Source organism: Hyalangium ruber, assembly GCF_034259325.1.
GTDB lineage: Bacteria > Myxococcota > Myxococcia > Myxococcales > Myxococcaceae > Hyalangium_A > Hyalangium_A rubrum.
On the sequence record NZ_JAXIVS010000002.1, the window covers coordinates 827,115 to 853,615 of the forward strand.

The 26,501-nt window shown below is 69.9% G+C and carries 24 protein-coding genes; 8 read left to right on the top strand and 16 right to left on the bottom strand.

From position 1 onward, the window contains the following. Nucleotides 1-13: 13 nt before the first annotated feature. The 3 genes from SYV04_RS08450 to SYV04_RS08460 form a co-directional block, all read right to left on the bottom strand. A complete protein-coding gene (locus SYV04_RS08450; RefSeq protein WP_321545131.1) occupies nucleotides 14-1,606 on the bottom strand; it encodes a methyl-accepting chemotaxis protein in 1,593 nt (530 codons plus the stop codon). 222 nt (nucleotides 1,607-1,828) lie between these two features. Beyond that, nucleotides 1,829-2,905: a saccharopine dehydrogenase family protein gene (locus tag SYV04_RS08455; protein WP_321545132.1), complete on the bottom strand. Its 1,077-nt coding sequence runs from the start codon at nucleotides 2,903-2,905 to the stop codon at nucleotides 1,829-1,831. Nucleotides 2,906-2,974: 69 nt separating this feature from the next. Beyond that, on the bottom strand, nucleotides 2,975-3,355 hold the full coding sequence (locus SYV04_RS08460; protein ID WP_321545133.1) for a hypothetical protein: 381 nt from the start codon (nucleotides 3,353-3,355) through the stop codon (nucleotides 2,975-2,977). A 111-nt stretch (nucleotides 3,356-3,466) separates the two neighbouring features. Here SYV04_RS08460 and SYV04_RS08465 point away from each other — a divergent pair, with 111 nt between their 5' ends. Further along, nucleotides 3,467-4,867 carry a sigma-54-dependent transcriptional regulator gene (locus SYV04_RS08465; protein WP_321545134.1) on the top strand — a complete coding sequence of 467 codons (1,401 nt, stop codon included), beginning with the start codon at nucleotides 3,467-3,469 and terminating at the stop codon, nucleotides 4,865-4,867. Between the two features lie 17 nt (nucleotides 4,868-4,884). On the opposite strand, the gene SYV04_RS08470 is transcribed toward SYV04_RS08465, so the two are convergent. The 10 genes from SYV04_RS08470 to SYV04_RS08515 all read right to left on the bottom strand — a co-directional run bounded on the left by SYV04_RS08470 (nucleotide 4,885) and on the right by SYV04_RS08515 (nucleotide 17,848). Further along, the gene (locus SYV04_RS08470; protein WP_321545135.1) at nucleotides 4,885-5,967 is read right to left on the bottom strand and encodes a Fic family protein; all 1,083 of its coding nucleotides are present in this window, start codon (nucleotides 5,965-5,967) and stop codon (nucleotides 4,885-4,887) included. 132 nt (nucleotides 5,968-6,099) lie between these two features. Then, on the bottom strand, nucleotides 6,100-7,932 hold the full coding sequence (locus SYV04_RS08475) for a HAMP domain-containing sensor histidine kinase (protein WP_321545136.1): 1,833 nt from the start codon (nucleotides 7,930-7,932) through the stop codon (nucleotides 6,100-6,102). Then, nucleotides 7,929-9,095 (bottom strand): sensor protein KdpD, encoded by a 1,167-nt coding sequence (locus SYV04_RS08480; RefSeq protein ID WP_321545137.1) that lies wholly within the window; start codon nucleotides 9,093-9,095, stop codon nucleotides 7,929-7,931. Before SYV04_RS08480 ends, SYV04_RS08475 begins: the two co-directional genes overlap by 4 nt. A 79-nt stretch (nucleotides 9,096-9,174) precedes the next feature. Continuing rightward, the gene (kdpC, locus tag SYV04_RS08485) at nucleotides 9,175-9,789 is read right to left on the bottom strand and encodes a potassium-transporting ATPase subunit KdpC (RefSeq protein WP_321545138.1); all 615 of its coding nucleotides are present in this window, start codon (nucleotides 9,787-9,789) and stop codon (nucleotides 9,175-9,177) included. A 16-nt stretch (nucleotides 9,790-9,805) separates the two neighbouring features. Further along, on the bottom strand, nucleotides 9,806-11,866 hold the full coding sequence (gene kdpB, locus SYV04_RS08490) for a potassium-transporting ATPase subunit KdpB (RefSeq protein WP_321545139.1): 2,061 nt from the start codon (nucleotides 11,864-11,866) through the stop codon (nucleotides 9,806-9,808). A 1-nt stretch (nucleotide 11,867) separates the two neighbouring features. Next, entirely contained in the window at nucleotides 11,868-13,586 is a 1,719-nt protein-coding gene (kdpA, locus tag SYV04_RS08495) for a potassium-transporting ATPase subunit KdpA (RefSeq protein WP_321545140.1), read from the bottom strand. A gap of 9 nt (nucleotides 13,587-13,595) precedes the next feature. Beyond that, on the bottom strand, nucleotides 13,596-13,685 hold the full coding sequence (gene kdpF, locus SYV04_RS08500; RefSeq protein WP_321545141.1) for a K(+)-transporting ATPase subunit F: 90 nt from the start codon (nucleotides 13,683-13,685) through the stop codon (nucleotides 13,596-13,598). Between the two features lie 169 nt (nucleotides 13,686-13,854). After that, a complete protein-coding gene (locus tag SYV04_RS08505) occupies nucleotides 13,855-14,586 on the bottom strand; it encodes a M90 family metallopeptidase (RefSeq protein WP_321545142.1) in 732 nt (243 codons plus the stop codon). Between the two features lie 51 nt (nucleotides 14,587-14,637). After that, nucleotides 14,638-17,247 carry a PKD domain-containing protein gene (locus SYV04_RS08510; protein ID WP_321545143.1) on the bottom strand — a complete coding sequence of 870 codons (2,610 nt, stop codon included), beginning with the start codon at nucleotides 17,245-17,247 and terminating at the stop codon, nucleotides 14,638-14,640. Nucleotides 17,248-17,389: 142 nt separating this feature from the next. Beyond that, complete coding sequence (locus tag SYV04_RS08515; protein WP_321545144.1) at nucleotides 17,390-17,848, bottom strand: hypothetical protein; 459 nt, start codon at nucleotides 17,846-17,848, stop codon at nucleotides 17,390-17,392. A 250-nt stretch (nucleotides 17,849-18,098) separates the two neighbouring features. On the opposite strand from SYV04_RS08515, the gene SYV04_RS08520 reads away from it, so the two are divergent. The 6 genes from SYV04_RS08520 (at nucleotide 18,099) to SYV04_RS08545 (ending at nucleotide 22,919) form a co-directional block, all read left to right on the top strand. Continuing rightward, nucleotides 18,099-18,821 (top strand): DNA methyltransferase, encoded by a 723-nt coding sequence (locus SYV04_RS08520; protein ID WP_321545145.1) that lies wholly within the window; start codon nucleotides 18,099-18,101, stop codon nucleotides 18,819-18,821. A 202-nt stretch (nucleotides 18,822-19,023) separates the two neighbouring features. Then, nucleotides 19,024-19,473 carry a hypothetical protein gene (locus SYV04_RS08525; RefSeq protein WP_321545146.1) on the top strand — a complete coding sequence of 150 codons (450 nt, stop codon included), beginning with the start codon at nucleotides 19,024-19,026 and terminating at the stop codon, nucleotides 19,471-19,473. Further along, nucleotides 19,470-20,825, top strand: a complete 1,356-nt coding sequence (locus SYV04_RS08530) for a sensor histidine kinase (protein ID WP_321545147.1) — start codon at nucleotides 19,470-19,472, stop codon at nucleotides 20,823-20,825. The genes SYV04_RS08525 and SYV04_RS08530 overlap by 4 nt, the downstream gene beginning before the upstream one ends. Further along, the gene (locus tag SYV04_RS08535) at nucleotides 20,822-21,550 is read left to right on the top strand and encodes a hypothetical protein (RefSeq protein ID WP_321545148.1); all 729 of its coding nucleotides are present in this window, start codon (nucleotides 20,822-20,824) and stop codon (nucleotides 21,548-21,550) included. Before SYV04_RS08530 ends, SYV04_RS08535 begins: the two co-directional genes overlap by 4 nt. Further along, the gene (locus SYV04_RS08540; RefSeq protein ID WP_321545149.1) at nucleotides 21,547-22,413 is read left to right on the top strand and encodes an SAM-dependent methyltransferase; all 867 of its coding nucleotides are present in this window, start codon (nucleotides 21,547-21,549) and stop codon (nucleotides 22,411-22,413) included. The genes SYV04_RS08535 and SYV04_RS08540 overlap by 4 nt, the downstream gene beginning before the upstream one ends. Before the next feature lie 215 nt (nucleotides 22,414-22,628). Further along, entirely contained in the window at nucleotides 22,629-22,919 is a 291-nt protein-coding gene (locus tag SYV04_RS08545; protein ID WP_321545150.1) for a hypothetical protein, read from the top strand. Between the two features lie 3 nt (nucleotides 22,920-22,922). Here SYV04_RS08545 and SYV04_RS08550 read toward each other — a convergent pair whose 3' ends face one another. Continuing rightward, nucleotides 22,923-23,054: a hypothetical protein gene (locus SYV04_RS08550; protein ID WP_321545151.1), complete on the bottom strand. Its 132-nt coding sequence runs from the start codon at nucleotides 23,052-23,054 to the stop codon at nucleotides 22,923-22,925. 32 nt (nucleotides 23,055-23,086) lie between these two features. Between SYV04_RS08550 and SYV04_RS08555 the strand changes: the two genes are divergently transcribed. After that, nucleotides 23,087-24,235, top strand: coding sequence for a Gfo/Idh/MocA family protein (locus SYV04_RS08555; protein WP_321545152.1), 1,149 nt, complete (start codon nucleotides 23,087-23,089; stop codon nucleotides 24,233-24,235). Between the two features lie 3 nt (nucleotides 24,236-24,238). Here the strand turns inward: SYV04_RS08555 and SYV04_RS08560 are convergent, their stop codons facing one another. Beyond that, nucleotides 24,239-24,994 (bottom strand): hypothetical protein, encoded by a 756-nt coding sequence (locus SYV04_RS08560; RefSeq protein WP_321545153.1) that lies wholly within the window; start codon nucleotides 24,992-24,994, stop codon nucleotides 24,239-24,241. An 11-nt stretch (nucleotides 24,995-25,005) separates the two neighbouring features. Next, nucleotides 25,006-26,454 (bottom strand): metallophosphoesterase family protein, encoded by a 1,449-nt coding sequence (locus SYV04_RS08565; protein WP_321545154.1) that lies wholly within the window; start codon nucleotides 26,452-26,454, stop codon nucleotides 25,006-25,008. Between the last annotated feature and the right edge of the window lie 47 nt (nucleotides 26,455-26,501).

A 26,501-nucleotide genomic window follows, 5' to 3' on the forward strand; every position in this document is an offset into this window, starting at 1 on the left:
CCGAGCGCCCGCGCTACACGCGGAACTCGGAGACGATGCGCCGCAGCTGGCTCACCGTGTCGTTGATGCGCCCCACCGTCTCCTCGGCGCTCGTCGTGGCCAGCACCACGTCACCCATCATCGCCGACAGCTGCGTCATGACCTCCGTCATCTGGGTGATGCCCGCGTTCTGCTGCGTCACCGAGGCGACGATCTGCCGCGCCGCATTGCTGCTCTCCTGCATGACGCTGGTGATTTCGCGCAGCTTGTCGGCCGAGGCGAGCACCTGCTCGATGCTGGCCTCCATCTGCTGGCTGTCCCCCTCCGCCGTGGAGACCGTCTGGCGGATGGCGTCATTGATATCCAACAGGATGCGCCCGATGCGCTCGGTGCTCTGCAGCGACTGACCACTGAGCGTGCGCATCTCCCGCGCCACCACCGCGAAACCGCGCCCGCCCTCGCCCGCGCGCGCCGCCTCGATGGCCGCGTTCAGCGCCAGCACGTTGCTCTGGTCCGCCAGGTCCTTCACGCTGCCGATGATCTCCCGTGCATGCACCGCCTGCTCGGACAGGTGGCCGATGTTGCCCACCAGCGCCCCCACCCGCTTGCGGATCTGCTCCAGGCCCTGCGCGCTCTGCTCGATGGATTGCTGGCTCGCCGCCGTGAAGCTGTCGGCCTGCTCCGCCACCTTCAGCACCATCTCCGCGCGGCTGGAGGCCATGCTGGACGTCTGGGCGATCTGCGCCATCGTCGTGCCCGCATCCGACAGGCTACGCGCCTGCTCCGTGAGGAAGTTGAGCTGCTCCTGACTCACCCGCGTCAGCCGCTCGGCCGCCGCGCTCAGCTCGCCCACCACCCCCTGTAGCTCCACCGGCACCGCGCGCAGCTTCAACACCATCGCCCCCAGGCTGCGCGCCAGGTGGCCCAGCTCGTCGTTCGCGTGTACCTCGATGGTCAGCGTCAGGTCTCCCTCCGCCAGCCGCGAGGCCGTCTCCGACAGGCGCGTCAGCGGCCCGGCCACCTCGCGCATCATCCAGTACGACAGGCCTCCCAGCGAGCCCATGCACAGCACCACCAGCAGGCCCACCAGCACCTGGCCCCAGCGGCTCACGCTGCTCACCTCCTGGAAGGACTCGCGCAGCCCTCGCTGGTGCTCACCCACCAGCAATTGCAGCGTCTGCAACAGCGACTCGAAGCGCGTGCTCTCCCGCGTGAGCGCCGCCGTGGCCTGCGCATCCTGCCTCGCGTGCAGCACCACCGCGCTCTCCAGCTCCTCCTGGTACAGGACGAAGTCCTTCTGGAGCACCTCGAGCAGCTGCGGGTTCGCCACCGCGTTGCGGCGCGCCACCTCCAGGTCCGCGGCGATCTTCCGTCCCAGCGCGCGCATCGGCTCCAGGCGCGCCTCATCCCGGACATGCACCGCGTCCTGCACCTCGTGGTGGAGCGTCTGCAGGTCGGCCATGAGCGTCTGGCTGCGCGCCAGCGCCGGCGAGTAGCCCTGGCCGATGCGCGTCTGCGCCCGCCCCGCCCAGATGCCCGCGGTGAGGGTCACTCCCAGGATGGCCAGCAGGAACACCGCCGCTACGCCGGGCAGCAGCATCATCTTCTGCTTGAACGTCAGCGTCATCGCCCGACCATCTCTCGTTACCTTCTAGCCCCTGGAAGCCCGGGGTCCCGACCGCCCCCGCACACCGGGCCCGCACGATAGCCAACCGTGCCCCTTGTCGCTCTAGGACTCCCCCAAGCGCGCCCCGGCCACTTCCCGGCAGCACATCTCCATACAGCCCGGACGCGCCGAATGCTCGACTCGTTTGCCTGCTGTCCTGCCAGGCAGCCCTGGACCCGTAATTCAGGACAGGGTGTCGAGCCGGCGGCAGCCTTCGATGGAGAGGATGAAGTCGGCGCCGAAGGCCCCCGCCGGGGTGAGCGCGCCTTGGGGCTTGCGGGCCAGCACCTCCTCCACCGCTCGCAGCGCCGCCACGGCGGTGAAGGCGTAGCCCTCGGGCATCTCCAGCCAGGCCTCGGCCTTCCGGCCATCCGCCGCGCGCGCCTCGGCCCAGATGTGCGAGCGGTGCTCGGTGCGCGCCACCTCGTTGGGCCCCTGCATCCGCGCGTCGATGAGGCGCTCGGCCCCCTGGCGGACCGCGTCCACCGACAGCACGTGCTTGAGCAGCGGGTAGGTGAAGCGCATGGCGCGTGCGGCCACGTTCGGCAGGGCCATATAGGTGGTGATGTTGGGGATGTTCGTGGTGTGCCACGCCGTCACCAGGTCTCCCCAGGGGATGGGCAGCACGGTGCGCTCGGCGTCGGCGAAGCGCACGCGGCGCACGCCCTTGCCCACGGGCCATGGCAGCAGGGCCCCTCCGCGGCGCACGCGCCCGCCCTGGGGCAGCATCCCCAGCGCGGACTTGGCGGTGCCCGCGCTCGCGACGCTCCCGGTGGCGATGGCCAGCTGCAGCTCATGGGCGCCCGGCACGCGCTCGGCCACATGGCGCGCCAGGCAGTCGGTGGGCACCACGTCGAAGCCCACGCCGGACATGAGCGCCACCCCGCGCGAGCGCGCCTCCGCGTCGTGGCGGAAGGTGTTCTCGAAGACGGGGATTTCCCCGGTGATGTCCAGGTAGTGCGCGCCCGTCGCCAGGCACGCCTGCACCATGGGCTCGCTGGTCTGCACGAAGGGACCCGCCGCGTGCAGCACCAGGGGCAGTCCCTCCAGGGAGGCCACCAGCGCGCGCACGTCCTCCAGGCCCGCCACCACCATCTCGAGGCCAAGCCGCTCGGCCATGGGCGCCAGCTTCTCGTGCGAGCGGCCCGCGAGCACCGGGCGATGGCCCCGACGCACGGCCTCCTCGGCGATGAGGCGACCGGTGAAGCCAGAGGCGCCGTACAACATCCAACGGGGGGCAGAGGACGGGGGAGCGCTCACGCGGCCGCACCCTAGCACCGCTCATGTCGTGTCACGGAAGCGGGGTGACAGGGGCCCTGCCCCGCGCGTTCACTGAGGGGCAGCCGAGAGCGAGGGGGCGATCTGCGCGCGGCAGGCCTCGTCGCACTGGGGGAAGCGCTGGAGGAACTCGGCCCGCTGGTGGCAGACCGCGGGGGTGTCCTTCTGCTCCGCCCCTCCGGTACACCGCATGCGGTAGTCCTTCCACGTCTCCTTGAAGAGCGCCTCGCGCTGCACGGGAGACATGGCCCGTAGCGCGCCGCCCTCCGAGCCTTGCATCCACATCCATATGCCCAGCCCCACGGCGGCGATGGCTCCCACCACCGCCGCCCGTCCCAGCCAGGGCTTGCGCGGCTCGGGAGCCATCTCCCGAGAGAACAGCCCGTTCGAAGCGTTCGCGCCGTCGGTCGTCGTCCCCATGGCCTTGAGCATGCCCACTCCGGTCCGGGGGCGCGAGCGGGGATCTCCTCGGGTGTCGGCGGGTGTCCAGCAGGCGTCAGCCCGAGCGGGCGGAACCCCCTCGGGCATGTTTAGGATGCGAGCATGGAGCCCCAGCCTGGAGCCACCACGCCCCCCGAGCCCAGCCCGATGCGGGTGCTGGTGGTGGATGATGAACGCAACATCCGTCACACCCTGCGCATCTGCCTGGAGGGGTTCGGGTGCGTGGTTCGCGAGGCCAGCTCGGCCGAGGCGGCGCTCGCCGCGCTGGCGCAGGGGCCGGCGGATCTCGCCTTCGTGGACTTGAGGCTGGGCACGGCCAGCGGCCTGGACCTGGTGCCCCGGATGCTCGCCGAGTCTCCGGGCCTGGACATCGTCCTCATCACCGCCTACGCGACTTTCGATACGGCGGTGGAGGCGGTGAAGCGCGGGGCGCGCGACTACCTGCCCAAGCCGTTCACTCCCGCGCAGATCCGCCACGTGGTGGACCGGGCCCGCACCCACCGCGAGCTGAGCTCCCGGCTGGGGGACCTGGAGGGCCAGCTGGCGCAGACGGTGCCGGAGGCCACGCTGGAGACAGCCTCCCCGGTGATGCACGCGGTCATCGGGCTCATCACCCGCGCGGCGGCCTCGGACGCGGCGGTGCTGCTGCGGGGCGAGAGCGGCACGGGTAAGGGCGTGCTGGCGCGGGCGCTGCATTCGATGAGCCCCCGGCGGCGGCGCCCCTTCGTCACGGTGAACTGCCCCACCCTCTCGGAGCAACTGCTGGCCAGCGAGCTGTTCGGCCACGTGCGAGGCGCCTTCACGGGCGCGGTGCGGGATCAGCCCGGGCGGGTAGAGCAGGCCGAGGGCGGTACGCTCTTCCTGGACGAGGTGGCGGAGATGAGCCCGGCGCTCCAGGCGCAGCTCTTGCGCTTCCTTCAGGAGAAGCAGTTCGAGCGACTGGGCGAGGGGCGTACGCGGCGCGCGGACGTGCGGGTGGTGGCGGCCACCAACCGGGACCTGGAGAAGGACGTGGCCGAGGGGCGCTTCCGGGAGGACCTGCTCTACCGGCTCAACGTGGTGGAGGTGAAGCTGCCGGCGCTGAGGGAGCGGCCGGAGGATCTGCTGGCCCTGGCGCGGCGCTTCGTGGCCTTCTTCGCGCGCGCGGCCCAGCGCCCGCCTCCGGACCTGTCTCCCGCCACCGAGCGGATGCTGCTGGCGTACGGGTGGCCGGGCAACGTGCGCGAGCTGCGCAACGCCCTGGAGCGGGCGCTCATCGTCTGGCCCGCCGCCGTGCTGGAGCCGCAGGCCTTCCCGGAGCGCATCGCAGCGGCCTCGGGCTCGGTGGTGATGCTGGGAGGGCCTCACACGCTGGAGGAGGTGGAGCGCGAACACATTCTCCGGGTGATGGCCAGCGCGCCCTCGCTGGATGAGGCAGCGCGCATCCTCGGCATCGACGCGTCCACGCTGTGGCGCAAGCGCAAGAAGTACGAGGCCTCCTCCGCGGACAAGAGCGCGGAGTGAGCGCACGGTCGGGGAGCTCAGAGCGTTCCGGCGGTCTTCTCCCAAAGGGCGTCCCGTCCCGCTTTGATGCACCGAATGCTTCCTTCATCGCGCAAGGCCACCATGATCCGCTGAATGGTGGAGCGAGCGACACCGGGACAGCCACGCTCTACATCCGCCAGTTGGAAGCGCATGGGGAGTCGCGCGATGACATCCTTGACGATGTCTCCTTTGGCGCCGCGCTTGCGGACAATGGCGCCCACCCGCTGCTCGAAATCACGATACGCGGTGAGCAACATCACCCCGGTGAAGTACTCCCACCACGGGATGAGCGTGTGCGTTCCCTCATGCCACCCCTGTGAGGACTTGTAGAGGGCCTCGTAGTAGCCCTCCCTCGTCCGCTCGATGATCTGCTCCAAGCTGATGTAGCGGCCCACCTCGTAGCCCGACTGATAGAGCAGGAGCAGGGCCAGCAAGCGAGCCATGCGCCCGTTCCCATCCGGGAACGGATGAATGCACAGGAAGTCGAGAACGTAGGCGGCGATCAGAAGGATCGGCTCGACTTCTCCCTCATCTCGCAGGTGAGCGAACCCTTCATGCAGCGCATCCATCGCAGCAGGAGTCCGATGCGCGGCAACAGGTTTGAAGCGCACTCGCGTGTGCCCCACCGCGTCCGTCTCGGTGATGGAGTTGTCACTGGCCTTCCATCGGCCCCCCATTCCAGCGGGCAGGAACTTGTATAGATCCCGGTGAAGCTGGAGGACGACACGGGTCTTGAGCGGGATGTCCTGAGCGGACTGGTGGATGGTCTTCAGGACTTCACGGTAGCCAGCGATCTCCTGCTCGGAACGGTCCCGTGGCGTCGTCTTGTCCGCCACCAGTTCCTTCAGTCGATTCGGGGCCGCCGTCACCCCCTCGATTCGGTTCGAGGACTCGATGCTCTGGATCACCGACACCTGCCGCAGGGTCTCCAAGACCTGCGGAGACTGGCCTGCGAACAGGGCCTGCTTGCCCTTGTACTCGCCGATCAACCGAACCGTCTGGAGTAGCCGCTGCGAGATGGGTTGCCTGGCGATGAAACCCGCGCCGAAGGACCCCTCCTCTGGCCTACCTTCTCCCATATAGCCCACCATGTGCTTACCATAATGTACTCATCTGGTTACCAAATGGTGGTATTAACGCGTCGATGATCGCATTTGCGATCGGCCATCCTTTAGCAAGTATTCTTAAATAAATTCAGCGACTTAGCTTTCTCAGGAAGGCTGAGGAAGGGTGAACCAGAAGGTGCTGCCCTGGCCCGGGGTGCTCGTCACGCCGATCTCCCCGCCGTGCGCCTGGACCACTTCCCGGGCGATGGACAGGCCCAGCCCGGCGCCTCCAGCCGGGGCTCCTGGCGCCCGGTAGAACTTCTCGAAGATGCGCGCCTGCTGCTCGGGAGCAATCCCCTCGCCCGTGTCCCGCACCTCGAAGCGCGCCCGCGCGCCCTCCCGCGTCACCCGCACGGACACCTCGCCTCCCGAGAGCGTGTGCCGCACCCCGTTGCCCACAAGATTCGAGAGCACGAGCTGCACCCGCTCCGTGTCCACCTCTACCTCCTCCACCTCGGGCGCCACCTCGGACACCAGCCGCACGCTTCGGTCCTCCGCCGCCGCCCGGTGTACCCCCAGCGCCCCCTCCACCAGCTCCGCCGTGGAGACACGGCGCACGTCCAACACCAGTCGCCCAGCCTGGATGCGCGACAAGTCCAGCAAGTCGTCCACGATGCCCTGCAGCCGCTCACAGTCCTCGCGCGCCGCGTGCAGCAGGTCCGCCTGCTTCTCCGTCACCGGCCCCACCACCTCCTCGGCGCACAGGTGGATCGCCATGCGCAGCGAGGTGAGCGGTGTGCGGAACTCGTGCGCCACCGTGGCCACCAGGTCGTTCTTCAGCTCGTCGAAGCGGCGCAGCCGTGTCACGTCCTGCAGCAGCACCGTGGCGCCCACCACGTCCCCGCTCTCGCCGTAGACCGGACTGCCTCGCGGCAGCAGCCACCGCTCGCCTTCGGGCGCCGCCACCCGCACCGCCTCTTCGTAGCCCCGGGGCTGGTAGGCGCCCTTGCCTCCCAGCACGTGGGCCCGCACGCGCTCGAGCACCTCGCGCGCCTCCGGAGCGGCCCGGGCCAGCACGTCGCCTCCCGCCTCCAGCGACAGCCGCAGCACGTCCTCCGCCGAGCGGTTGACGTTGAGCAGCACGCCCCCCGCGCCGAACACCACCACCGGATCCGGCAAGCTGTCGATGGCGGCCTGCGAGGCGGCCTGAGCCTGGAGCAGCTCGCCCAGGCTGCTCTGCTGGTACTGCTGGAGCCGCTCCGCCATGGCATTGAAGTCCTGGCCGAGCTGGGCGATCTCATCCTTGCCCTCCACCACCGCGCGCACCGCCAGGTCGCCCTGCCCCAGCCGCCGCACCGCCTGCGAGAGCACCGCCACCGGCCGCAGCGCCCGGTGTATCAGCGAGGTGGAGGCGAACAGGCCCACCCCGAACGCGGCCAGCACCGCCGTCACCATTAGCGTGTTGACGCGCTGGCTCTGCCGGCGCAGGGCCTCGCTCTTTCGCACCATGGCGTCCTGGTTCAGGTTCAGGATGCTGGCGGCGGCGGCCTTGGTCTCCGCGAAGGCGGGAGCCAGCACGGCGAAGTAGCGCTCGCGCAAAGCCTCGGGGGACTGCTCCGCGACTACGAGGAAGGCGTCGCACTCGGTCCGGTAACGTGCCCACGCCTGACGCAAGCGTTGGGTGGCCTCGTCTTCTCCCGGCTCCGTGAGATTTTCTTCCTGGGCGCGCAGCTCCGCCTCCAGCTTCGCGCGCTGTGCCGACTGCTGCTCCTGCCCGCGCTGGCGCTCGCCCGCAACGATATAGAGCGCGGCGCTGTCCATGCGCTCCAGCTGCTCCGTCATCCGCTGCATGGACAGCACGCTGCGGTAGTTGTCCTGGAGGATCTCCTGCCCGGAGCGTCCCAGCCGCGCCAGGGTGACGACGGCCACCACACCCAGCAACACGAGCGCGAGGGCCAGCGGAGCCTGAGCCAGCAAGAGGCGGCCACGCAGCGTCATGGGCGCCGCTCCTCTCCCGGTGCCTCGAAGGCGACGACGTGGATGTCGAAGCCCACGCCCTCTCGAATCAGGCGCACGTCCGAAGCGCGGCCCAGCAGCTGCTTCCACCACGGCTGGTGCGAGCGGCCGACGATGATGTGGCCCACCCCGTGCGAGCGCGCGAAGTCCAGCAGGGCCTCCACGGGGTCCTTGGCGCGCAGGCGCACCACCTCCGCGCCCAATTCCTTGGCCTTCTCGATGTTTGCGAGCAGGTGGCGCTGCGCCTCCGCGTCGATGAGGTGGGGAGCCTCGCGCGGCGTCTCCACGTAGACGACGAACCAGTCGGTGTTGAGTCGGCCCGCCATGCGCGATCCCCGGCGCAGCAGGGTGGCCGCGCGCGGCGGGTAGCTGGACAACGCCACCAGCACCCGTCCCCAACCGCCGCCCTTGGCCTGCGGCTCTTCTCCCGCGCGGGCATGCTGGCCGGCGGTGGCCCGGTCCAGGCTCTCGGCCACCTCGCGCAGGGCCAGCTCCCGCAGCGTGGAGAGGTTCTCCTTCTTGAAGAAGCGCTCCAGCGCGTGGGGCACCTTGTCCTGCGCGTAGATCTTCCCCGCCTTGAGGCGCTCGTGCAGGTCTTCCACCGCGAGGTCCAGGTTCACCACCTGATCGGCCGCCTTGAGGAAGCTGTCGGGGAGCGTCTCCCGGACGGTGACGCCCGTGGCGCGCTCCACCAGGTCATTGAGGCTCTCCAGGTGCTGCACGTTGAAGGCACCGATGACGTTGATGCCGGCGGCGAGCAGCTCCTGCACGTCCTGGTAGCGCTTGGCGTTGCGACACAGGGGGACGTTGGTGTGGGCCAGCTCGTCCACCACGGCCACCTGGGGCCGGCGGGCCAGCACGGCGTCGAGATCCATCTCCTCCACGGTGACGTCGCGGTAGGTGAAGGCCTTGCGCGGCACTCCCTCCAGGCCCGCTACCAGCGCCGCGGTGTCCGCGCGGCCGTGCGTCTCGATGAAGCCAAGCACCACATCCACGCCGCGCTTCTTCAGGGCATGGGCCTCCTCGAGCATGCGGTACGTCTTGCCCACGCCGGCGGCGAAGCCGATGTAGAGCTTGAGCCGGCCGCGCCGCCCCCGCTCCACTAGCTCCAGGAAGTCCTCCGCGCGCGTGCGCCGTGTCCTCACTCGGGTGTCCTCTGCTCCAATGCGGAATCAGGGTGTACCGCCCCGGGGCGTGTCTCGCCATGTTCCCAGTCCCGGACCTTCACGGCGCCGCTCCCACCGGAGCTCCCTGGACCTCGGGCCGGCCGAACTGGCGATCCAGGGCGAGGTTCAGGGCCAGCACGTTCACTCGCGGCTCCCCTAGCACTCCCAAGGAGCGCTCCTCGACATGGGAGTCCAGCACGGACAGAACCCGCGCGGGAGCCACGCCGCGCGCCCGTGCCACGCGAGGGGCCTGCCAGCGCGCGGCCTCGGGAGACAGGTGCGGGTCCAGCCCGGAGGCGGACGTGGTGACGAGCTCCGCGGGCACGGGGCCCGGAGCCTCCGGGTTCTCTCGACGCAGACGCTCGACCTCCGCCACGGCTCGGTCCCGCAGCTTCTGGGAGGTGGGCCCCAGGTTGCTGCCGGAGGAAGCGGTCGCGTCATACCCGCTGCCCGCCGCCGAGAGCCGGGGCTGGAAGTACGCGTCGCGGGTGAAGCCCTGACCGATGAGGGCACTGCCCACCACCTGGCCTCTCTTGTCGGTAATGAGAGAGCCGTCGGCCTCGTGCCGGAAGAGCAACCGCGCTCCGCCCGTGACGGCCAGTGGGTAGAGCACGCCCGTGAGCACCAGGGTGACGAGACAGGCGCGCAGCGCGGTGAGGAGGGTGGATGACATGGCAGCTTCCTTTCTTTCACGCCCAGCCGGCAGCGGTGAGCAACACATCGATGACCTTGATGCCAACGAACGGAACGATGACGCCGCCCACCCCATAGAGCAGCAGGCTGCGCCGCAAGAGCGCGGCGGCTCCCAGCGGCCGGTAGCGCACGCCTCGGAGGGCCAGCGGAATCAACGCGATGATGATCAACGCGTTGAAGATGACCGCCGCCAGGATGGCGCTGTAGGGCGAGGAGAGCCCCATCACATTCAGCGGGGCGATGTCCGGAAACACGCCCATGAAGAGCGCCGGGAGGATGGCGAAATACTTCGCCACGTCATTGGCGATGGAGAACGTGGTCAGCGTGCCGCGCGTCATCAGCAACTGCTTGCCCACCTCCACCACCTCCAGGAGCTTGGTGGGGTTGGAGTCCAGGTCCACCATGTTGCCGGCCTCCTTGGCCGCCTGGGTGCCCGTGTTCATCGCCACGCCCACGTCCGCCTGAGCCAGCGCGGGCGCGTCGTTGGTGCCATCCCCGGTCATCGCCACCAGCTTGCCCTTGGCCTGCTCGGCGCGGATGAGCGCCAGCTTCGCCTCCGGCGTGGCCTCGGCGAGGAAGTCATCCACCCCCGCCTCCTTGGCGATGGCGGCGGCGGTGCGCGGGTTGTCGCCGGTGATCATCACCGTACGGATGCCCATGGCCCGGAAGCGGTCGAAGCGCTCCTTGATTCCGCCCTTCACCACGTCCTTGAGGTGGACGATGCCCAGCAACCGCGCCCCATCGGCCACTGCCAGCGGCGTGCCTCCCGCGTCCCCGATGCGCCCCGCCGCCTGGGCCAGCTCGGAGGGAACCGCGCCGCCCTGCCCCTGCACGTGCTTGAGGATGGCGTCCACCGCGCCCTTGCGGATGCTGCGCGGCCCCGGGTCCACGAGGTCACAGCCGCTCATGCGCGTCTGCGCGGTGAAGGGTACGAAGGTGGCGTGGTGCGCCTTCAGCTCGCGCGGGCGCATCTTGTAGGCGTCCTTCACCAGCGTGACGATGGAGCGCCCCTCGGGCGTCTCGTCCGCGAGGCTCGCCAGCTGCGCCGCCTCGGCAAGCTCCTCCAGGCGAACCCCCGGCATGGGCAGCAGCTCCGTGGCCATGCGGTTGCCCAGGGTGATGGTGCCCGTCTTGTCCAGGAGCAGCGTGTCCACGTCTCCGGCCGCCTCCACCGCCCGGCCGCTCATCGCCAGCACGTTCTTGCGCAGCAGCCGGTCCATGCCCGCGATGCCAATGGCGCTCAGCAGCCCTCCAATCGTCGTGGGGATGAGGCACACCAGCAGCGCCACCACCGCCGTGCCTGACAGCTTCACCCCCGAGTAGAGCGCCATCGGCACCAGCGTCACGCACGCCAGCAGGAACACCAGCGTCAGCCCCACCAGCAGGATGTGCAGGGCAATTTCGTTGGGTGTCTTCTGCCGCGCCGCGCCCTCCACCAGGCCGATCATCCGATCCAGGAACGACTCGCCCGGGTTGGCGGAGATGCGCACCACGATGCGATCGGAGAGCACCTTCGTTCCCCCTGTCACCGCCGAGCGGTCTCCTCCGGACTCGCGGATGACGGGCGCCGACTCGCCGGTGATGGCCGACTCGTCCACGCTGGCGATGCCCTCCACCACCTCGCCATCTCCGGGGATGAGGTCGCCCGCCTCGCAGACCACGAGGTCTCCCTTTCGCAAGGAGGGAGCCGACACGCGCTCCTCCCGGCCGTCCACGAGCCGGCGCGCGGTGGTGTCTTTGCGCATCTTGCGCAGCGCGCCCGCCTGCGCCTTGCCGCGCCCCTCCGCCACCGCCTCGGCGAAGTTGGCGAAGAGCACGGTGAACCACAGCCACAGCGTCACCGCGACGGTGAACCACACCGGTGTGGCTCCCTCCGCCGAGGAGGCGAGGTCACGCACCAGCAGCACCGTGGTGAGCAGGCTTCCGGCCCACACCACGAACATCACCGGGTTGCGCGCCACATCGCGCGGGTGGAGCTTGCGCAGGCTGTCCAGCGCGGCCTGCTTCAGGAGCGTCGGCTCGAAGAGCGACGCCGACTTCGAGGAAGCGGAGGCCATGTCAGTACACCTTTCCAGCCCCGGCGAGGAAGTGCTCCACGATGGGGCCCAGCGAGAGCGCCGGGAAGAAGGTCAACGCGCCGACGATGAGGACGACACCCACCAGCAGCCCGGTGAAGAGCGTGCCGTGGGTGGGGAAGGTGCCAGGGCCCGCGGGCACCACCCTCTTGCCGACCATGGAGCCAGCGATGGCCAGCACCGGGATGATCATCAGGAACCGGCCCATCAACATGGCCACCCCCAGGGTGATGTTCCAGAAGGGCGTGTTGGCGTTGAGGCCCGCGAAGGCGCTGCCGTTGTTGGCCGTGCCGCTCGTGTACGTGTAGAGCAGCTCCGACAGGCCGTGCGGCCCGGCGTTGTTGAGCGAGGAGAGGCCCTGCGGAATGACGGAGGCCACCGCGCTCAGCCCGAGGATGACCAGCGGGAAGATGAGCACGTACAGCATGGCGAGCTTCATCTCTCGGGCTTCGATCTTCTTGCCCAGGTACTCGGGCGTACGGCCCACCATGAGGCCCGCGATGAAGACCGCGAGCACCACCATGACGAGGATGCCGTAGAGCCCGGCCCCCACCCCGCCGAAGATGACCTCGCCGAGCTGCATGTTCACCAGCGGCACCAGCCCGCCCAGTGGCGTGAAACTGTCATGCATGGCGTTGACGGCGCCACACGAGGCGTCCGTGGTGACGGTGGCGAAGAGCGCCGAGGCGGGGATGCCAAAGCGCACCTCCTTGCCCTCCAGGTTGCCCGCCTGCGCCACCTGGGCCTGCGCCAGCGCGGCGTTGCCCTGCGCCTCGGCGGCGTAGGCGGCCGTCACGCCCGCGAAGAACAGCACACTCATGGCCGCGAAGAGGACCCAGCCCTGCTTCGTGTCCCCCGCCATCTTCCCGTACGTGTACGTAAGGGCCGAGGGGATGGCGAAGATGGACAGCATCTGCACCAGGTTGGTGAGCGGCGTGGGGTTCTCGAACGGGTGGGCGCTGTTGGCGTTGAAGAAGCCGCCACCGTTGGTGCCCAGCATCTTGATGGCCTCCTGCGAGGCCACCGGGCCCATGGCCAGCGTCTGCTTGGCGCCCTCCAGCGTCACCAGCTCCCGGTAGGGCGCGAAGTTCTGCAGCACGCCCTGGCTCACGAGGAAGAGCGCGTAGACGACGCACAGAGGCAGCAGCACGTAGAGCACGCCACGCACCAGGTCCACGTAGAAGTTCCCCAGTGTCTTGTGCCCTTCCGGCCCCGGGCGGCGAGTGAAGCCACGCGCCAGCGCCAGCGCCACGCCCATACCGGCCGCCGCGGACACGAAGTTCTGCCACGTCAGCCCGGCCATCTGGCTGAGGTAGCTCAGCGTCGACTCACCCGCGTAGGACTGCCAGTTGGTGTTGGTGGTGAAGCTGGCGGCGGTGTTGAAGGCCAGCTCCGGTCCCACCGCTGGGAACCCCTGCGGGTTGAGCGGCAACACGTGCTGGAGCCTCAGCAGGGCGTAGGTGAGCAGCAGGCCGAACAGGCTGAAGGCGAGCAGCGCCATCGCGTACTGGCGCCAGGTCTGCTCACGCTTCGGGTCCACCCCGCACAAGCGCAAGAGCCCGCGCTCCACGGGGCCGAACACCCTGGGCAACGGCTGAGTGTCCCCTTCGAAGACGCGGAAGAGGTAGGCGCCCAGCGGCCGGGTGACCGCCAGCACGAGCGCGAAGAACAAGAAGATCTGCAACCAACCGAGCAGCGTCATGGCGGGCCCCTAGAAGTGCTCGGGCCGGACCAAGGCATAGAGGAGGTAGACGGCGAGCAGCACCGAGAGCACGGCACCGGCCGCGTATTCGAAGGTCATGGAGTGAGGTCCTTTTCCAAAGGCACTCACCCCCATGGAGCATCCGCCGTACCAGCGCCGCCGCTGCGATTCCTCCCGGGTTTCAAGGGCTTGAGGGAGGCCCTTTCCCGACGAGGTTGCAACTTGCACGAACCGCCCCGAGGAGGCCGTGCGCGGTGAAAGGCTCGGCTCAGTCCCCGGGTGCGGGGTCCCAGCCGTAGAAGCGCTTCATCTCCTCGTAGAGCTCCGGCGTCTTCTGCTTCATCTGCCGCGGCTTCTCGAAGAAAGACTCGGTGGCCACCGCGAAGAACTCCGCCTCGTTGAGCGAGCCGTAGTCGTCCATCACGTTGCGCTCGGCCCGCCGGCCCTGCTGCAGGCCGTGGAAGTGCTCGCTCATCACCGAGGCCCACTCCCGATAGTGCGAGTACTGGCGCAGCTTCGGTGTCCCGTCGAAGGCCCCGTCCGCACGGTCCAGCACGTGGGCGAACTCGTGCGCCGCCGTGTCGTGCCCGTCATCGGGGTTGCGCAGCCCGGCGAGCACCGAGTCCCACGAGAGGATGACCGTGCCCCAGTTCTTCGCCTCCCCGAGCACCGCGCCCGTGCGGTCCGGCAGCTTGAAGGCCCCGGGATAGACGATGACCTCCCGCAGCCGGTCGTAATACGAGAGGTCCAGGAACAGCACGAGCTGCACCGCCGTGGCCGCCACCACCACGCGCACCTCATCGGTGATGGTGAAGCCGCCCGCGCCGATGAACTCCTTCTCCCAGGCGAACACCTTCAGCTTGTCGAGGAAGCGCTGGCGCAGCTCCGGGGACAGCTCCCGGAAGAAGGGGACGCGCTTGTCGAGGTAGCCCAGCCACTCGGGCGGGAGGGGGCGGCGCAGCAGCTGCCGGCGACGGAGCCAGCGGAACGGTCCAAGCATCGTCCCACCAGCTTGCCACTGCCCCTCGTCGGCGCACCACCCCACCCCCGCTCAGGGTGCGCGGACGGTCTGCTCCTGGGAGGAGGTCAGGCTCCCGTTGCTCACCGTGAGCGTCACCGCGCCAGGCTGGGAGGGGGCCTTGAAGTAGAAGGCCGTCTCCGCTTGCGGTGTGGACAGCTCCACGGTGGAGAGGACCGGCCCCGAGCAGTCCGGCGTCGCGTAGAAGTCGAGCCCCGCCGCCGCCTCCCCGCTCGCCGTCAGGGTGAAGGTCGCCAGCGTGGGCTTCACGAGGTTGCCCTTCACATCCTGGCTCTGCACCAACACCCGCCCCGAGCAGGCCCCCGCCGCCACCGTCCTCGTGGGAGTCAGGAACATCACCTGCGCCGCATCGCCCGCCACCACATCCACGTCGAAGGTGGCGCCCGGCTGCGTCTCCGGGTCATAGCCCGTCCCCGTAATCACATTCGAGCTGATGAGGTTGCCGCCCCCGAGGTCCGAGATGGCGGCCTGGAACGGGAAGCCGTTCGTCACCGTGCCTTTGCTGAGCACGTTGTCCACCACCCGGAGCCGCGTCGAGGTGGCGGGACCGCTGCCGTCCGCCTCGGCCTGGCTCAGGTAGATGCCGATGTCATTGTCGGTGAGGGTGTTGCCCTCGATGGTGATGTCCCGGCACAGCTCCAGGCCGTAGTAGGCCCCGCCCGCCACGAGGATGCCCGTGCCCAGGTCGTTGCCCGTGTACGAGTGTCCGGAGATGTCATTCCCCGCCACCCGTCCCGTGGCGCCGTTGCTGAGCTGCACGCCATTGCGAGCAATGTGGCTCACCGGCCCCTCGCCTCTCACCTCGTTGTCCACGACGGTGGCGTCCACGTCGCCGATGATCACGATGCCCACCTTCTGGTGGCCGCTCACCCGGTTGCGCAGCACCTCCACCGCTCGGCGCTCCGCGGCGGCCGGGTTGCGCACCTCGATGGCGTGGCCCTCCTGGCAGCCTCTCGGCGTGCCTTCGGGATTGCCGTCCACTGCCTGATTTCGATGGATGCCGGAGACCTCGCTGTCCACCACCGAGCCCGAGGCCCCCAACAACAGGATGCCGCGCAGCCGATCCTCTCCCACGTCACACGCGCCGCTCTTCACCAGGCCCCGCGCCTCGAGCTTCAGCCCGCGCACGTGCGCCGTCGTGCCGCGGTTGCGCAGAATCGCTCCGACGAAGGACCCTCCCGCTGGATCCACCGCCGAGAGCGTGTGCCCCTCGCCCTGCAGCGTGAACCCGTCCGGGATGAACACCGGCGTGTCCGTGGTGCAGTTGTCCCGGAACGTCACCAGGTCTCGCGCGAGCTCGGCCACACACGGCGCGTGGCCACAGGTGGGCCCGTTCCAGTTCACGGTGAAGGGGACGTCGACGCTGAGCCCCGCCAGGTTGGTGACGGTCGCGCGAAGGGTGGGCATCCCCCCGGCCGGTATGCACGACAGCGAAGTCCAGGCCACCTCGCTCGTGCCCCCCGCCAACACGGGCGCGTCCACCAGGCCCGTGCTCGCGCTCCAGGTGAAGGTCAGCGGCCCGCCCGCCGGATCCACAGCCGAGACGCTGAAGCGCAGCACCTCGCCCGGTATGGCGTTCACCTCCGTGGCGCTGGTGGCGAGCACCGTCGGCGGCCTCCGCTCGCGCACGCACAGGCCCAGGCCATAGCTCGTGCTCCCGCCATGCTGATCCTGGATCCGCACCCTCAATTGGCAGTTGTTACAGGTGGCCTCGCTGGGAACCGCGGACGGGGTGAAGAGCGCCGTCGCGCTGGAGCCGTCCACCAGGCTCCCCTCGCACTCAGCGGTCCATTGATAGGTGAGCGCGTCCCCGTCGGCGTCCTTCCCGGAGGCCGCCACCGTCACCGGCGCCCCGACGACCACCTCGTCCTGCGGCTGGGCGCTCAGCTCCCCCAGTTGGGGCCATCGGTTGAGCATCACCGAACCGTTGCCGCTCAGGGCTCGCACCCCCGAGACCTCCACGGGGAATGAGAGCGACGTCGCCGTGCCGCGCGAGTCCCGCACCACCAGGCTCACCGTCCACGAGCCCTCCTCCGTGGGCGCCTTCCACACGGGGGCCTCGGCGCTCGCGTCGTCGAAGGTGCCTGCTTGCGCCTGCCACTCGTAGCTCAGGGCATCCTGGGACGTGGGATCGCTCGCCACCGCCCGCAGGGACACCGTGTCTCCTGGCAGGACCGCACCGGCGGAGGCGATCACCGCCTGGAGCCACGCCGACTCCTCCTCGGCCTGGGCGCTGGTGTCCTTCACCCCCAGGACGATCAGCGCCGTGCCCTGCGGCGCGAGCTCGACGGAGACCTCCTGCGTCTCGAAGCGCGACGTCCCCAGCGCATCGAATGCCCCAGCGCGGATGTCGTACCGGCCCACGGGAAGCTCTCGCAGCCAGCCCTGCCGCACCGGGCCCGAGCCCTGGAGCTCGGTGCGGTAGCTGACGCCCGCGCTCGTGGCGGTGGAGCTCACTCGCACCAGCGTGTCCGCCGGCAGGTTGCGGGGCAGCACGTACACCACCCGCGCCGAGCCCACGGGCGCTGGCCGCACCGGAGGCCCCTCCGTCGTGCAGCCCACCCAGGCTACCGCCCACAGCCCGGCCAACCACGCCAGGCGGCTCGCGCTCGCTCGACTCATGTAGGGTCCTCCGGTCCCGACTTCCGGAAACGAAGCCCCACCATAACGGCGCGAGGTCACGGATCAACAAGTGAGCCGGTGGCCCACGTGTATTCCTTTTGACTTCACCCCGCTCGGGCGCCAGCGGCCCGTTCGCCGAGGATCAGCCTCCGACGGCGCGGCTACCGACAATTCGGGGGTAGCTGCCGCTGGGGGTGAGCGGCACGACGTTGCGCTTGCGCTTGGCCTCGCGATCGGCCAGCAGCGCCAGCATCGCCCGCTCGCGCGACTCCGACTGATGCACCGGGTGGCCGTGCAGCACCCCGCTGGTGCTCAGGAACATCTTCGTCAGCTCATCGCCGCCGTAGAAGAACGCGCGCCCGGCGAAGCGCTCCAGCACCTCGCGCCGCGCCTGCCCGAACAGCCGCCCCGCGGTGAAGGTGACCTCCAGCCCATCCAGGTCGATGAGCAGGTCCATCTTCCGCCCGAAGATGGACAGCTTCTCTTCCACGTCGGCCCGCCAGTTCTGTACATCCTGGGCATTGACCAGCAGGCAGCGCGAGAACTGCACGCGCACCAGGTCATGCTGCGGGTCGTACTCGAAGGACATGCTCCGGGCCATTGCTTCTCCTCCTCGAGTCTTCAGGCTCTGGGGGAAGAGCCTGCGGACCACTTGAATCAACCCACCGGGAAGCCCCGGAAGTGCTGACAAGTTTGGACCTTCACGACTTATACGTTTAGCCGGTTTTGGCTGAATTGACAATGCCGCGAGGGGAAAATTCCCGCAGGTATGTGCCCTTCTGTAGGCAGTTTGACGAATGGCGGGCCGGCTCCCATCCTCGCGCGCCCTCGGAGCAAGGAGCGGAAGCCACGTGGCGGAGCAGGGCGCGAGCGGATCAGCGGAGCAGGGCCAGCGGACGGTGGAGTGCGCCGAGGCGCTGGCGTGGCTGTCGGGCCGCGAGGTGCTGCGCGGGTGCTCGGTCATCACCTCGCTGCCGGACGTGTCCGAGTTCCCCGCGCTGTCGCTCGCCGAGTGGAAGCGGTGGTTCGTCGGCGCCGCGGCACGGGTGATGGAGAAGGTACCGGAGGACGGGGTGGCCATCTTCTACCAGACGGACGTGAAGAAGGACGGCGCCTGGGTGGACAAGGGCTATCTGATCAGCAAGGCCGCGGAGGAGGCCGGCTTCGAGGCGCTCTGGCACAAGGTGGTGTGCCGCCGGCCCCCGGGCACGGTGACGTTCGGGCGGCCGGCCTACTCACATCTGCTGTGCTTCTCGCGCGGCATCCGCGTCGAGCTGGCCGAGGCCACCGCGGACGTGCTGCCCGAAGCGGGCGAGGTGACGTGGACGCGAGGCATGGGCGTGCAGGCCTGTCTCGTCGCGTGCCGCTTCATCCTCGAGCATACCCAGAGCCGCACGGTGGTGGATCCGTTCTGCGGACACGGCACGGTGCTGGCGGTGGCCAACGCGCTGGGGCTGGACGCCCTGGGCGTGGAGCTCAGCCGCAAGCGCGCGAAGAAGGCGCGCGCGCTCCGCGTGCGGCTCGAAGCGGGCAGCCTCACGCTGGCTTCGTCATCTTCTCTCACGCAGCCTTGACCCCACGGGCTGGGTGCTCCGCTACCCCCTGGGACACGTCGCCTCCTGGGTAACACACACAAACACTTTTCATCGCGGGCTGGGTTGACGTGTCGGGCGTGACTCAGTTCCAATTCCTGTCACGCGGAAGTATTTCTGTTCTCCGCGACAATCACACAGGACGGTCGGGGTCCAAATCAGCTGGATTCGGGGGGAACCCAGCATGAAGCCTCATCAGGCGTACGCCCATGGGTACGAGCACGGCCTCGCGGTCATCAGCGAGCCCGCTGATTCGCGAAACACTTCCACTCACGCCCATGTCCCGCGACCCGTCGCGCGCCTGGGCCTGGTACGTGCGGGCACGTATCTCACGGAGCCTGTCACGCCACCACGGCGGGAGGAGCCCTCGCTGGCGCCCTCCCTGGCGGAGTACCTCAAGCGCCTGAAGGAGCTGGGCGCCGTGGAGGGCACCCAGGGCGCCGTGGAGCTCAACCCCACGCTGCTGCCCGTGCTGGAGGCGCTGCACCACGTGCTGGCCGGCGGCGAGGTGGAGGTGCGCGTCGTCCGAGACGGACAGCAGGACCTCTTCCAGGAGCTGAGCGTGCGCGCGCTCCAGGGCCTCCAGGAGACGACCGGCTTCTCCGAGCACGAAGAGGTGGACGCCGCCGTATGAGCCCCTTGCCTCACAAGCCCGGTGCCCTGAAGGGCTCCTTCCGCCGCTGGGTCCATGCCCAGAACACCCACGAGGTGCTGGCGGCGAGCAGCGTGGGCGCATGGCTGGCCCTCGTGGGCCTGGTGATGGTGCTGCTGGCGGCGACCCAGTGGGCCCCGGGCGCGAGCACCGTCTTCAACCTCTCCCTGCCCAAGGCGCTGTTGTGCTTCCTGCCAGCGCTGGTGGACTTCGCCTTCGCCTTCCACCACCGAGGGCGCCAGCACATCACCTCCCGGGGCTGGGTGTTGTCGCTGGTGGGCACCACGTGCCTGCAGTTCTTCGTGGCGAGCCTCATGACGCTCTCGGCGCTGCCAGGGGCCACCCTCTTCGGAGGGCTGTTCCTCTTCACCGCCGCCTTCCATGGGCAGCTCTTCCGGGTGACGCCTCGGGCGCCCTTCCTCGCGGTGGGCACGGCGCTGGCGCTGGCGCTGGCCGCCGGCCTCTTCGCCAACGAGGAGCACCTGGCCCTCTTCGCCGTCATCGGCCCGGCCTCCATCATGGCCGAGCTCTACCTGGGCACCTTCGCCCTGCGGCATGATCGCACGCGCGCCGAGGCGGAGCGGCTGCGCGCCGCCGTCCAGGCGCAGATGCTGGAGCAGCAGGAGAAGGACGTGGGCCGCATGGCCCAGGCGCTCACGGAAATCCTGGGCCACAGCCAGGACTTGCACAACGCACTGCAGTCGGCGGGCACCAGCGCGGACCTGCTCCTGGGCACGGCGGCGCGCCACCCGGGCCCGGTCCGCATGGAGCTCGATGCGCCCGTGCGCAAGCTGCGCGAGAGCCTGGCGCTGATGCGCGAGCGCCTGGAGCAGATCCGCCAGCGGGGCCGCCGCCACGTGGGGGGAGACCCGGAGGTGGTGGAGCTGGTGCCCGTGCTGGACTCGGTGCGCCAGAGCGTGAGCCTCCGCTTCCCGGAGGTGGACATCCAAATTGAAGTGGACCGGAACGAGCCCTTGCGCCCCTGGGTACGCGGCGGCACCACCACGCTGCGCCGGGTGGTGGAGAACCTCGTCACCAACGCGTGCGAGGGAGACGGGGTGCGCGCCGCCGCGCGCGTGCGCATCACCGCCCGCACCGAGCCCTACAGCGGCCGGCTGGAGATGTTGATCTCCGACAACGGCCCGGGCTTCGCGCCCGAGCGGCTGGCCGTGCCCATCCAAGGGCTGTCCAGCAGCAAGCCGCAGGGCACGGGGGTGGGGCTGTACACCAGTGAGTGTCTCATCCGCGCCAGCGGCGGCCAGCTCGAGCGCCAGAACGCCGAGGCCGGGGGCGCGGTGCTGCGCGTGCTGCTGCCGCAGGAGTTCCGGTCATGAGCGGGGGCGCCATCTATCAGGAGGCGCTGCGCGTGCTGCGGCGCCAGAAGCTGCCAGAGGTGGCGGAGCGGGATGTGATGGCGGCGCTGGAGGCGGCGCAGCCTGGACCGCTGGCCCTGCTGTACGAGGCGGGCGTGGAGGCGGGGCTGCCGCGCCAGGCGCTGCTGTCGCGCGGGGCGGGCATCTTCCTGAGCTTCGCGGCGGGCAACCTCGCCGACGACTTGTGCGATGGGGAGTGCGGCTACTTCGCGGAGCCGGCGCGGGTGGGGCCCTACGTGCAGTTCCTGCTGCAGAACCTGGCCTGGTCCACGCTGGCGCAGGCGGAGGTGCCCGGCACGGTGCTGGCGGAGGCCGCGCGCGGGCTGGCGTCGGCGGCGGGGCCGCAGGCGCTGGAGGTGCGCACACGCGCGTGGACGGCCCCTCTCTTCCAACAGGTGGCCGAGGGGTTGGCGGGGCAGCAGTGGGCCTCGTACCTGCTCCTCTTGTGGGTGGGCACGCGGCTGGAGGAGCGGGCGTCGACGGGCCACGAGCTGGGCATCGCGGCCCACGTGGCCGAGGACATCCGCTCTCGGGATCCGCGCTTCTTCAGCATGCCGGAGGCGGACCAGCGCCATGTGGTGCGCTGGGCCCGGGAGGCGGTGGTGAACGTGCGTCGCCAGGGCCTGCGCTGCATGGACTCGGCGCTGCGGCGCATCGATCCGATTCTGCCGGAGGAAGCGCCATGAGCGCGCAGCCGCTGCGAGCCCCCCCTCGGGACGAGGTGTCCGCCTACTACGACGCCAAGACGGAGCGGCTGCTGCACCGCTACGGGCCGGGGCCCCGGGTCCACTACCACACGGGCATGGTGGAGGAGATTCCGCCGCCCGGGCTGACGGTCGAGGCGCTGCGGGTGCGCATCCACGAGGCCCAGGAGCGGCTGCTCAAGGAGATGGCGCTCGCGGTGGGCGGCTGGCAGGTGGGCCGGGAGGTGTTGGACGTGGGCTGCGGCCTGGGCGGCGGCTCGCTCTACTGGGCGGCGGAGCACAAGGCGCGGGTGACGGCCATCACCATCGCGCCCGCGCACCTGCCCTGGGTGCGGCGCTTCGCGGAGCAGGCGGGCGTGGCCCACCAGGTGACGGCCCTGCTGTGCGACGCGCTGGAGGTGCCGGGGCGCGAGTGCTTCGACCTGGTGGTGGCGGTGGAGAGCTCGTGCTACCTGCCGCGCCGCGAGTGGTTCCGCAAGCTGCGCACGCTGCTGCGGCCGGGCGGCCGGGTGCTGCTCACCGACTGCTTCCTCGGGCGGCCGGCGATGGCGGCGCCGTTCGACCGGTACTGGCGCACGCGCATCGGCGCGGTGGACGAGTACTTCCGCGCCGCGAGCGAGGAGGGCCTGCGGCTGGAGCTGCACCAGGACCTGACGTGGCGCGCGGTGAACTTCTGGACGCTGACGCTGGACCTGCTCGCGCGAGAGCGGGAGGCGAAGCTGCGCCAGGGCGGCCTGGGGCTCGTGGGGCGCAGCCAGTCGGAGCGCGAGCACCTGCGGCTGCAGCAGGGCTTCCTCGATGGAGGGCTCCACCACGGGTGGATGGTGCTGCGGCGTCCGCGCTGAGCCGAGGGAGCCCGCCCGCGTCCCCTCGCCTGGGGGAGGGGCTTGGCGGCACCCCCGTTCCCAGGTCCAATGCCTTCCGCGGTTGGCGGCCCAAGCGTTGAGGGGCAACCCCAACGGAGGCAGCCACGATGTTCAAGCGGATGATGATTTTGGGCGCGGTCGCTTCGGCACTGGCACTTGCCGGGTGCCAGGATCGGGACCGGAACGCCGAAAGTGTGAATCAAGAGCAGCCCGCCACGGGAGGCGCGGGGGGTGACATCCAGGGCGGCGGCACGGGCACTGGCATGCGAAGCGGCTCCGGCGCGCCCGGTGAAGTGGGCGGTAGCGGTGACGTGAGCGGGGACGTGGGTGGCTCCGGCACCGTGACCGACCCGGCCACCGGCGGCTCGGCCGCACCCGACGGCATGGATGGGAAGGATGATGCCCCCCTGACCCCGGAGAGCGAGCAGCGGGACGACCTCCCCGACACTTCTCAGGGCGTAGACCAGGGCGGGGAGACGCGCTAGCGCTCAGCCCCGGAAGTACCCACCAGGCCCGAGGCGCGCGGACTCGCCTCGGGCCTTCGCTTGTGCGGGCCCGGCGAGCAGCCAGGCAGGCGTCTGCGACTTGTCGGCCCAGGTAGGCATGCGGAGCTTCTTCACGGGGAGCGTGCGGCTTCCCTTCGGAGGAGCGAATGGCTCGTCAGCAGGGCAGGACGCGAGGGGCGGCAGGGCGCGGGAAGAAGGCGACGCGGCAGGTGGGCTACGCGGTGGTGGGCCTGGGGCACTTCGCGCAGGACGCGGTGCTGCCCGCCTTCGAGAACGCGAAGGACAACTCGCGGCTGGTGGCGCTGGTGAGTGGGGACCCGGAGAAGTCGCGCGAGCTGGGCGAGCGCCACGGCGTACCCGTGTTCGGCTACGACCGCTACGAGGAGTGCCTGGCGCTGCCGGAAGTGGAGGCGGTCTACATCGCGCTGCCCAACTCGCTGCACGCCGAGTACGCGGTGAAGGCGGCGCGAGCGGGGGTACACGTGCTGAGCGAGAAGCCGCTGGCCACCTCCGAGGCCGAGTGCCGGGAGATGATCCGCGCGTGCGAGGAGAACGACGTGCGGCTGATGACGGCCTACCGGCTACACTTCGAGCAGGCGAACCTCACGGCGGTGGAGGCGGTGCGTGAGGGGAAGATTGGAGACCCGCGCCTCTTCACCTCGACATTCAGCTTCCAGATTCAGGCGCCCAACATCCGGCTGGAGCGGGACAAGGGTGGCGGGGTGCTGTGGGACATCGGCGTGTACTGCGTGAACGCCGCGCGCTACCTCTTCCGGGCCGAGCCCGTGGAGGTGTTCGCCTTCTGCGACAGGAGCGACGACGAGCGCTTCACGGAGACGGAGGAGGCGGCCTCGGTGGTGATGCGCTTCCCCGAGGGGAAGCTGGCGGCCTTCAACGTGAGCTTCGGGGCGGAGGCGGTGGCCACCTACCGGCTGGTGGGCACCGAGGGCGAGCTGAAGCTGGACAACGCCTATGAGTACAAGGGCGAGCTGCGCTGGGAACTCACCTCGCAGGGCAAGACGCGCAAGGGCAAGGTGAAGGAGCGGGACCAGATCGCCCCGGAGCTCCTCACCTTCAGCGACTGCATCCTGGAGGGGACGGAGCCGGAACCGAACGGTTGGGAGGGACTGGCGGACGTGCGCATCATCTCGGCGCTGTACGAGTCGGCGCGCACGGGCCAGCCGGTGAAGCTGGAGCCCTTCGAGAAGCCGCAGCGGCCCACGAAGGAGCAGGAGCTGCACCGCCCGCCCTCGGAGGAGGCCGAGCTGGTGAACGTGGAGGCGCCGACGCAGTAGCGCCTACTCGGGCTCCGTACACAGCGCGTGCGGAGCACAGTAGACACCGGTGAGCGGCTCCCGGTCCTCGCGCCCGTGGAACTCGTGCCACCAGCGCGCCGCCTGCCAGATGGCCTCGGGGCAGCTGGAGCTGCTGGCGATGCCGGGCGTCAGCTCGAAGCCGGCGGCGCCCAGCACCACCTCCACCAACGCCGCCGAGGGCAGCCCCTGGCCGTCCAGCAGCGGGTTGCTCGCGCGGCCCGCGCCCCACACGTACGGCAGCCAGCGCGTCACGAGGTCCACCGCGTCCAGCACGGCGCGCTGGTTCATGAAGCGCTGCAGCGCCTCGCGCACCGGCCCCGTTTCCACCGGCACGTGTACCAGGCCGATATTGGGGAAGCGCCCCGCGTCGTCATAGCGGCGCAGGTCCGCGCGCTGCACGGCGTTGGTCTTCGGCGGGTAGCCAAAGCCTCCGGTGGGGTCCAGGGAGATCTCCCAGGCCGTGGCCTCCGACAGCTCGGTGCTCCCGGGCTCCACCATCAGCACGTGGGACCAGCGGCTGGGCGTGAGGTCATGCCGCACCTGGGACTGCGCCACCCGCAGCCGGAAGGACACGGGGTCGCTGCCGCCCAGGAGCACCAGGGGTACACCGCCAGCCTTCTTGCCACGGGCCTTCAGCGCGCGCTGGAGCCAGGCGAGGTTGCTCTGGTTGCGCGCGCGGGGCTGGCCAACGAAGTGGGGATTGGGCGCGGACGCGGGGGAGGAGCGGATGTCGAGCATGACAGACCTCGCTAGCGGTGGCGGAGGACGAAGGGGGCGACGACGTTGGGCGGAGTACCGGGCTCCAGCGGGAAGTAGCGCGGAGTCACTTCGAGGCTGTCGCCGTGGCGCCGGAACGACAGCAGGCACACGTTGTTGCCGCGGTGCCGGTAGAGGGTGCTCACCTGGAAGGGAGCGCGCGTGCCCTCCACCTCCATGATGCCGCCGAGGAGGGTGGCGTCCGAGTGCCGGAACCACCGGTCCTTCTTGGTGGAGAAGGTGTCCTTGAAGCGGCTCCACTGATCGGAGCCCGGCGTCTCCACCAGCGCGGTGGGCGAGCTGATCACCTCGTACATCCGCGCCGTGGAGGCGAGCGCGTCCCGCGGCTCGAAGCGCACCACCCGACCCCAGTGCATGTCGCCGGTGAGCAGCAGCACGTCTCCCGCCTCACGCATGAGTCGATCCAGCTCGCCCATGAGGAACCGGTAGTCGCCATAGTTGTTCATGGTCGAGTCGCCGAAGCGGCGATTCACATCACCCGCCTTGGGCATGAACAGGGACTGACCAGTGGCGAAGACGCCCAGCTTGCGATCGCGGATGCAGCCTGACACCCAGGCGGACAGCGCGTCCCTGGCCTCCGGCGTCATGGTGAAGCGGAAGTTCGCGTCGCGCCAGGAGCGCGCATCCAGGAGGAAAAACGAGAGCGGCTCCACGTCGAACTGCACGGGAGTGCCCACGGGGGTGGGCTGCACGTGCTGGAAGTGGCCGTACAGCATGCGCGCCACCTCGCCCCACGCGTCGCGCCCCGACTGCGTCCAGGTGTTCTGGATGTGCGCCGCGGGCATGGGGAAGTTGTTCCAGTAGTCGTGGTCGTCCGGCACGCACGCGTACGGGGCGCTGTGCAACACCTTGGCGTACGCGCTCGCCTCGAACCAGTTGCGGGCGTAGTCCTCCTCGAACTTGCGGGCCAGCGCGGGGCGCGCCAGGGGGAAGTCCTTGATGGGCGGCAGGTCCAGGTACACCTGGTCGCCTGCCAGGAGCAGCATGTCCGGCGTGTAGCCGCGCAGCACCGCGTCCAGGGAGATGCCCGCCAGGCCCTTCTTGTCCTCCGACCAGTAGAAGCAGGAGGCCAGCATCAGGTGGAAGGCCTTGTCCAACCCGAAGGGCACCGTGTTCGGCAGGGCGCGCAGCGTCTCGGTGATGGGCGGAGCGCCGTCCAGGCTCACACTCACCCGGAAGGGGCGAGGGATGCGGACGTCCACGGGAAAGTCATAGAGGCCGGCGAAGACACGGGGCGAATCTCCGCCGAGGAACGGACCGGAGCGCACACTCTTGATGGGGCGCAGGACCTCGGGCTGGGCGGGTTGGCCATCGAGGCTCCAGCTCAGCGTGGGCGCCGTGGTGCGCGCTCTCGCGCCGAGCCAGACGCGCAGGCGCCCGGGCCCGCCAGCGCACGCATGAAGGACGACGGTGGCGCTCATGTCTCCCCCAAGGCGCTGCGGGTCCAGCCAATTGGATTAGCACGCGG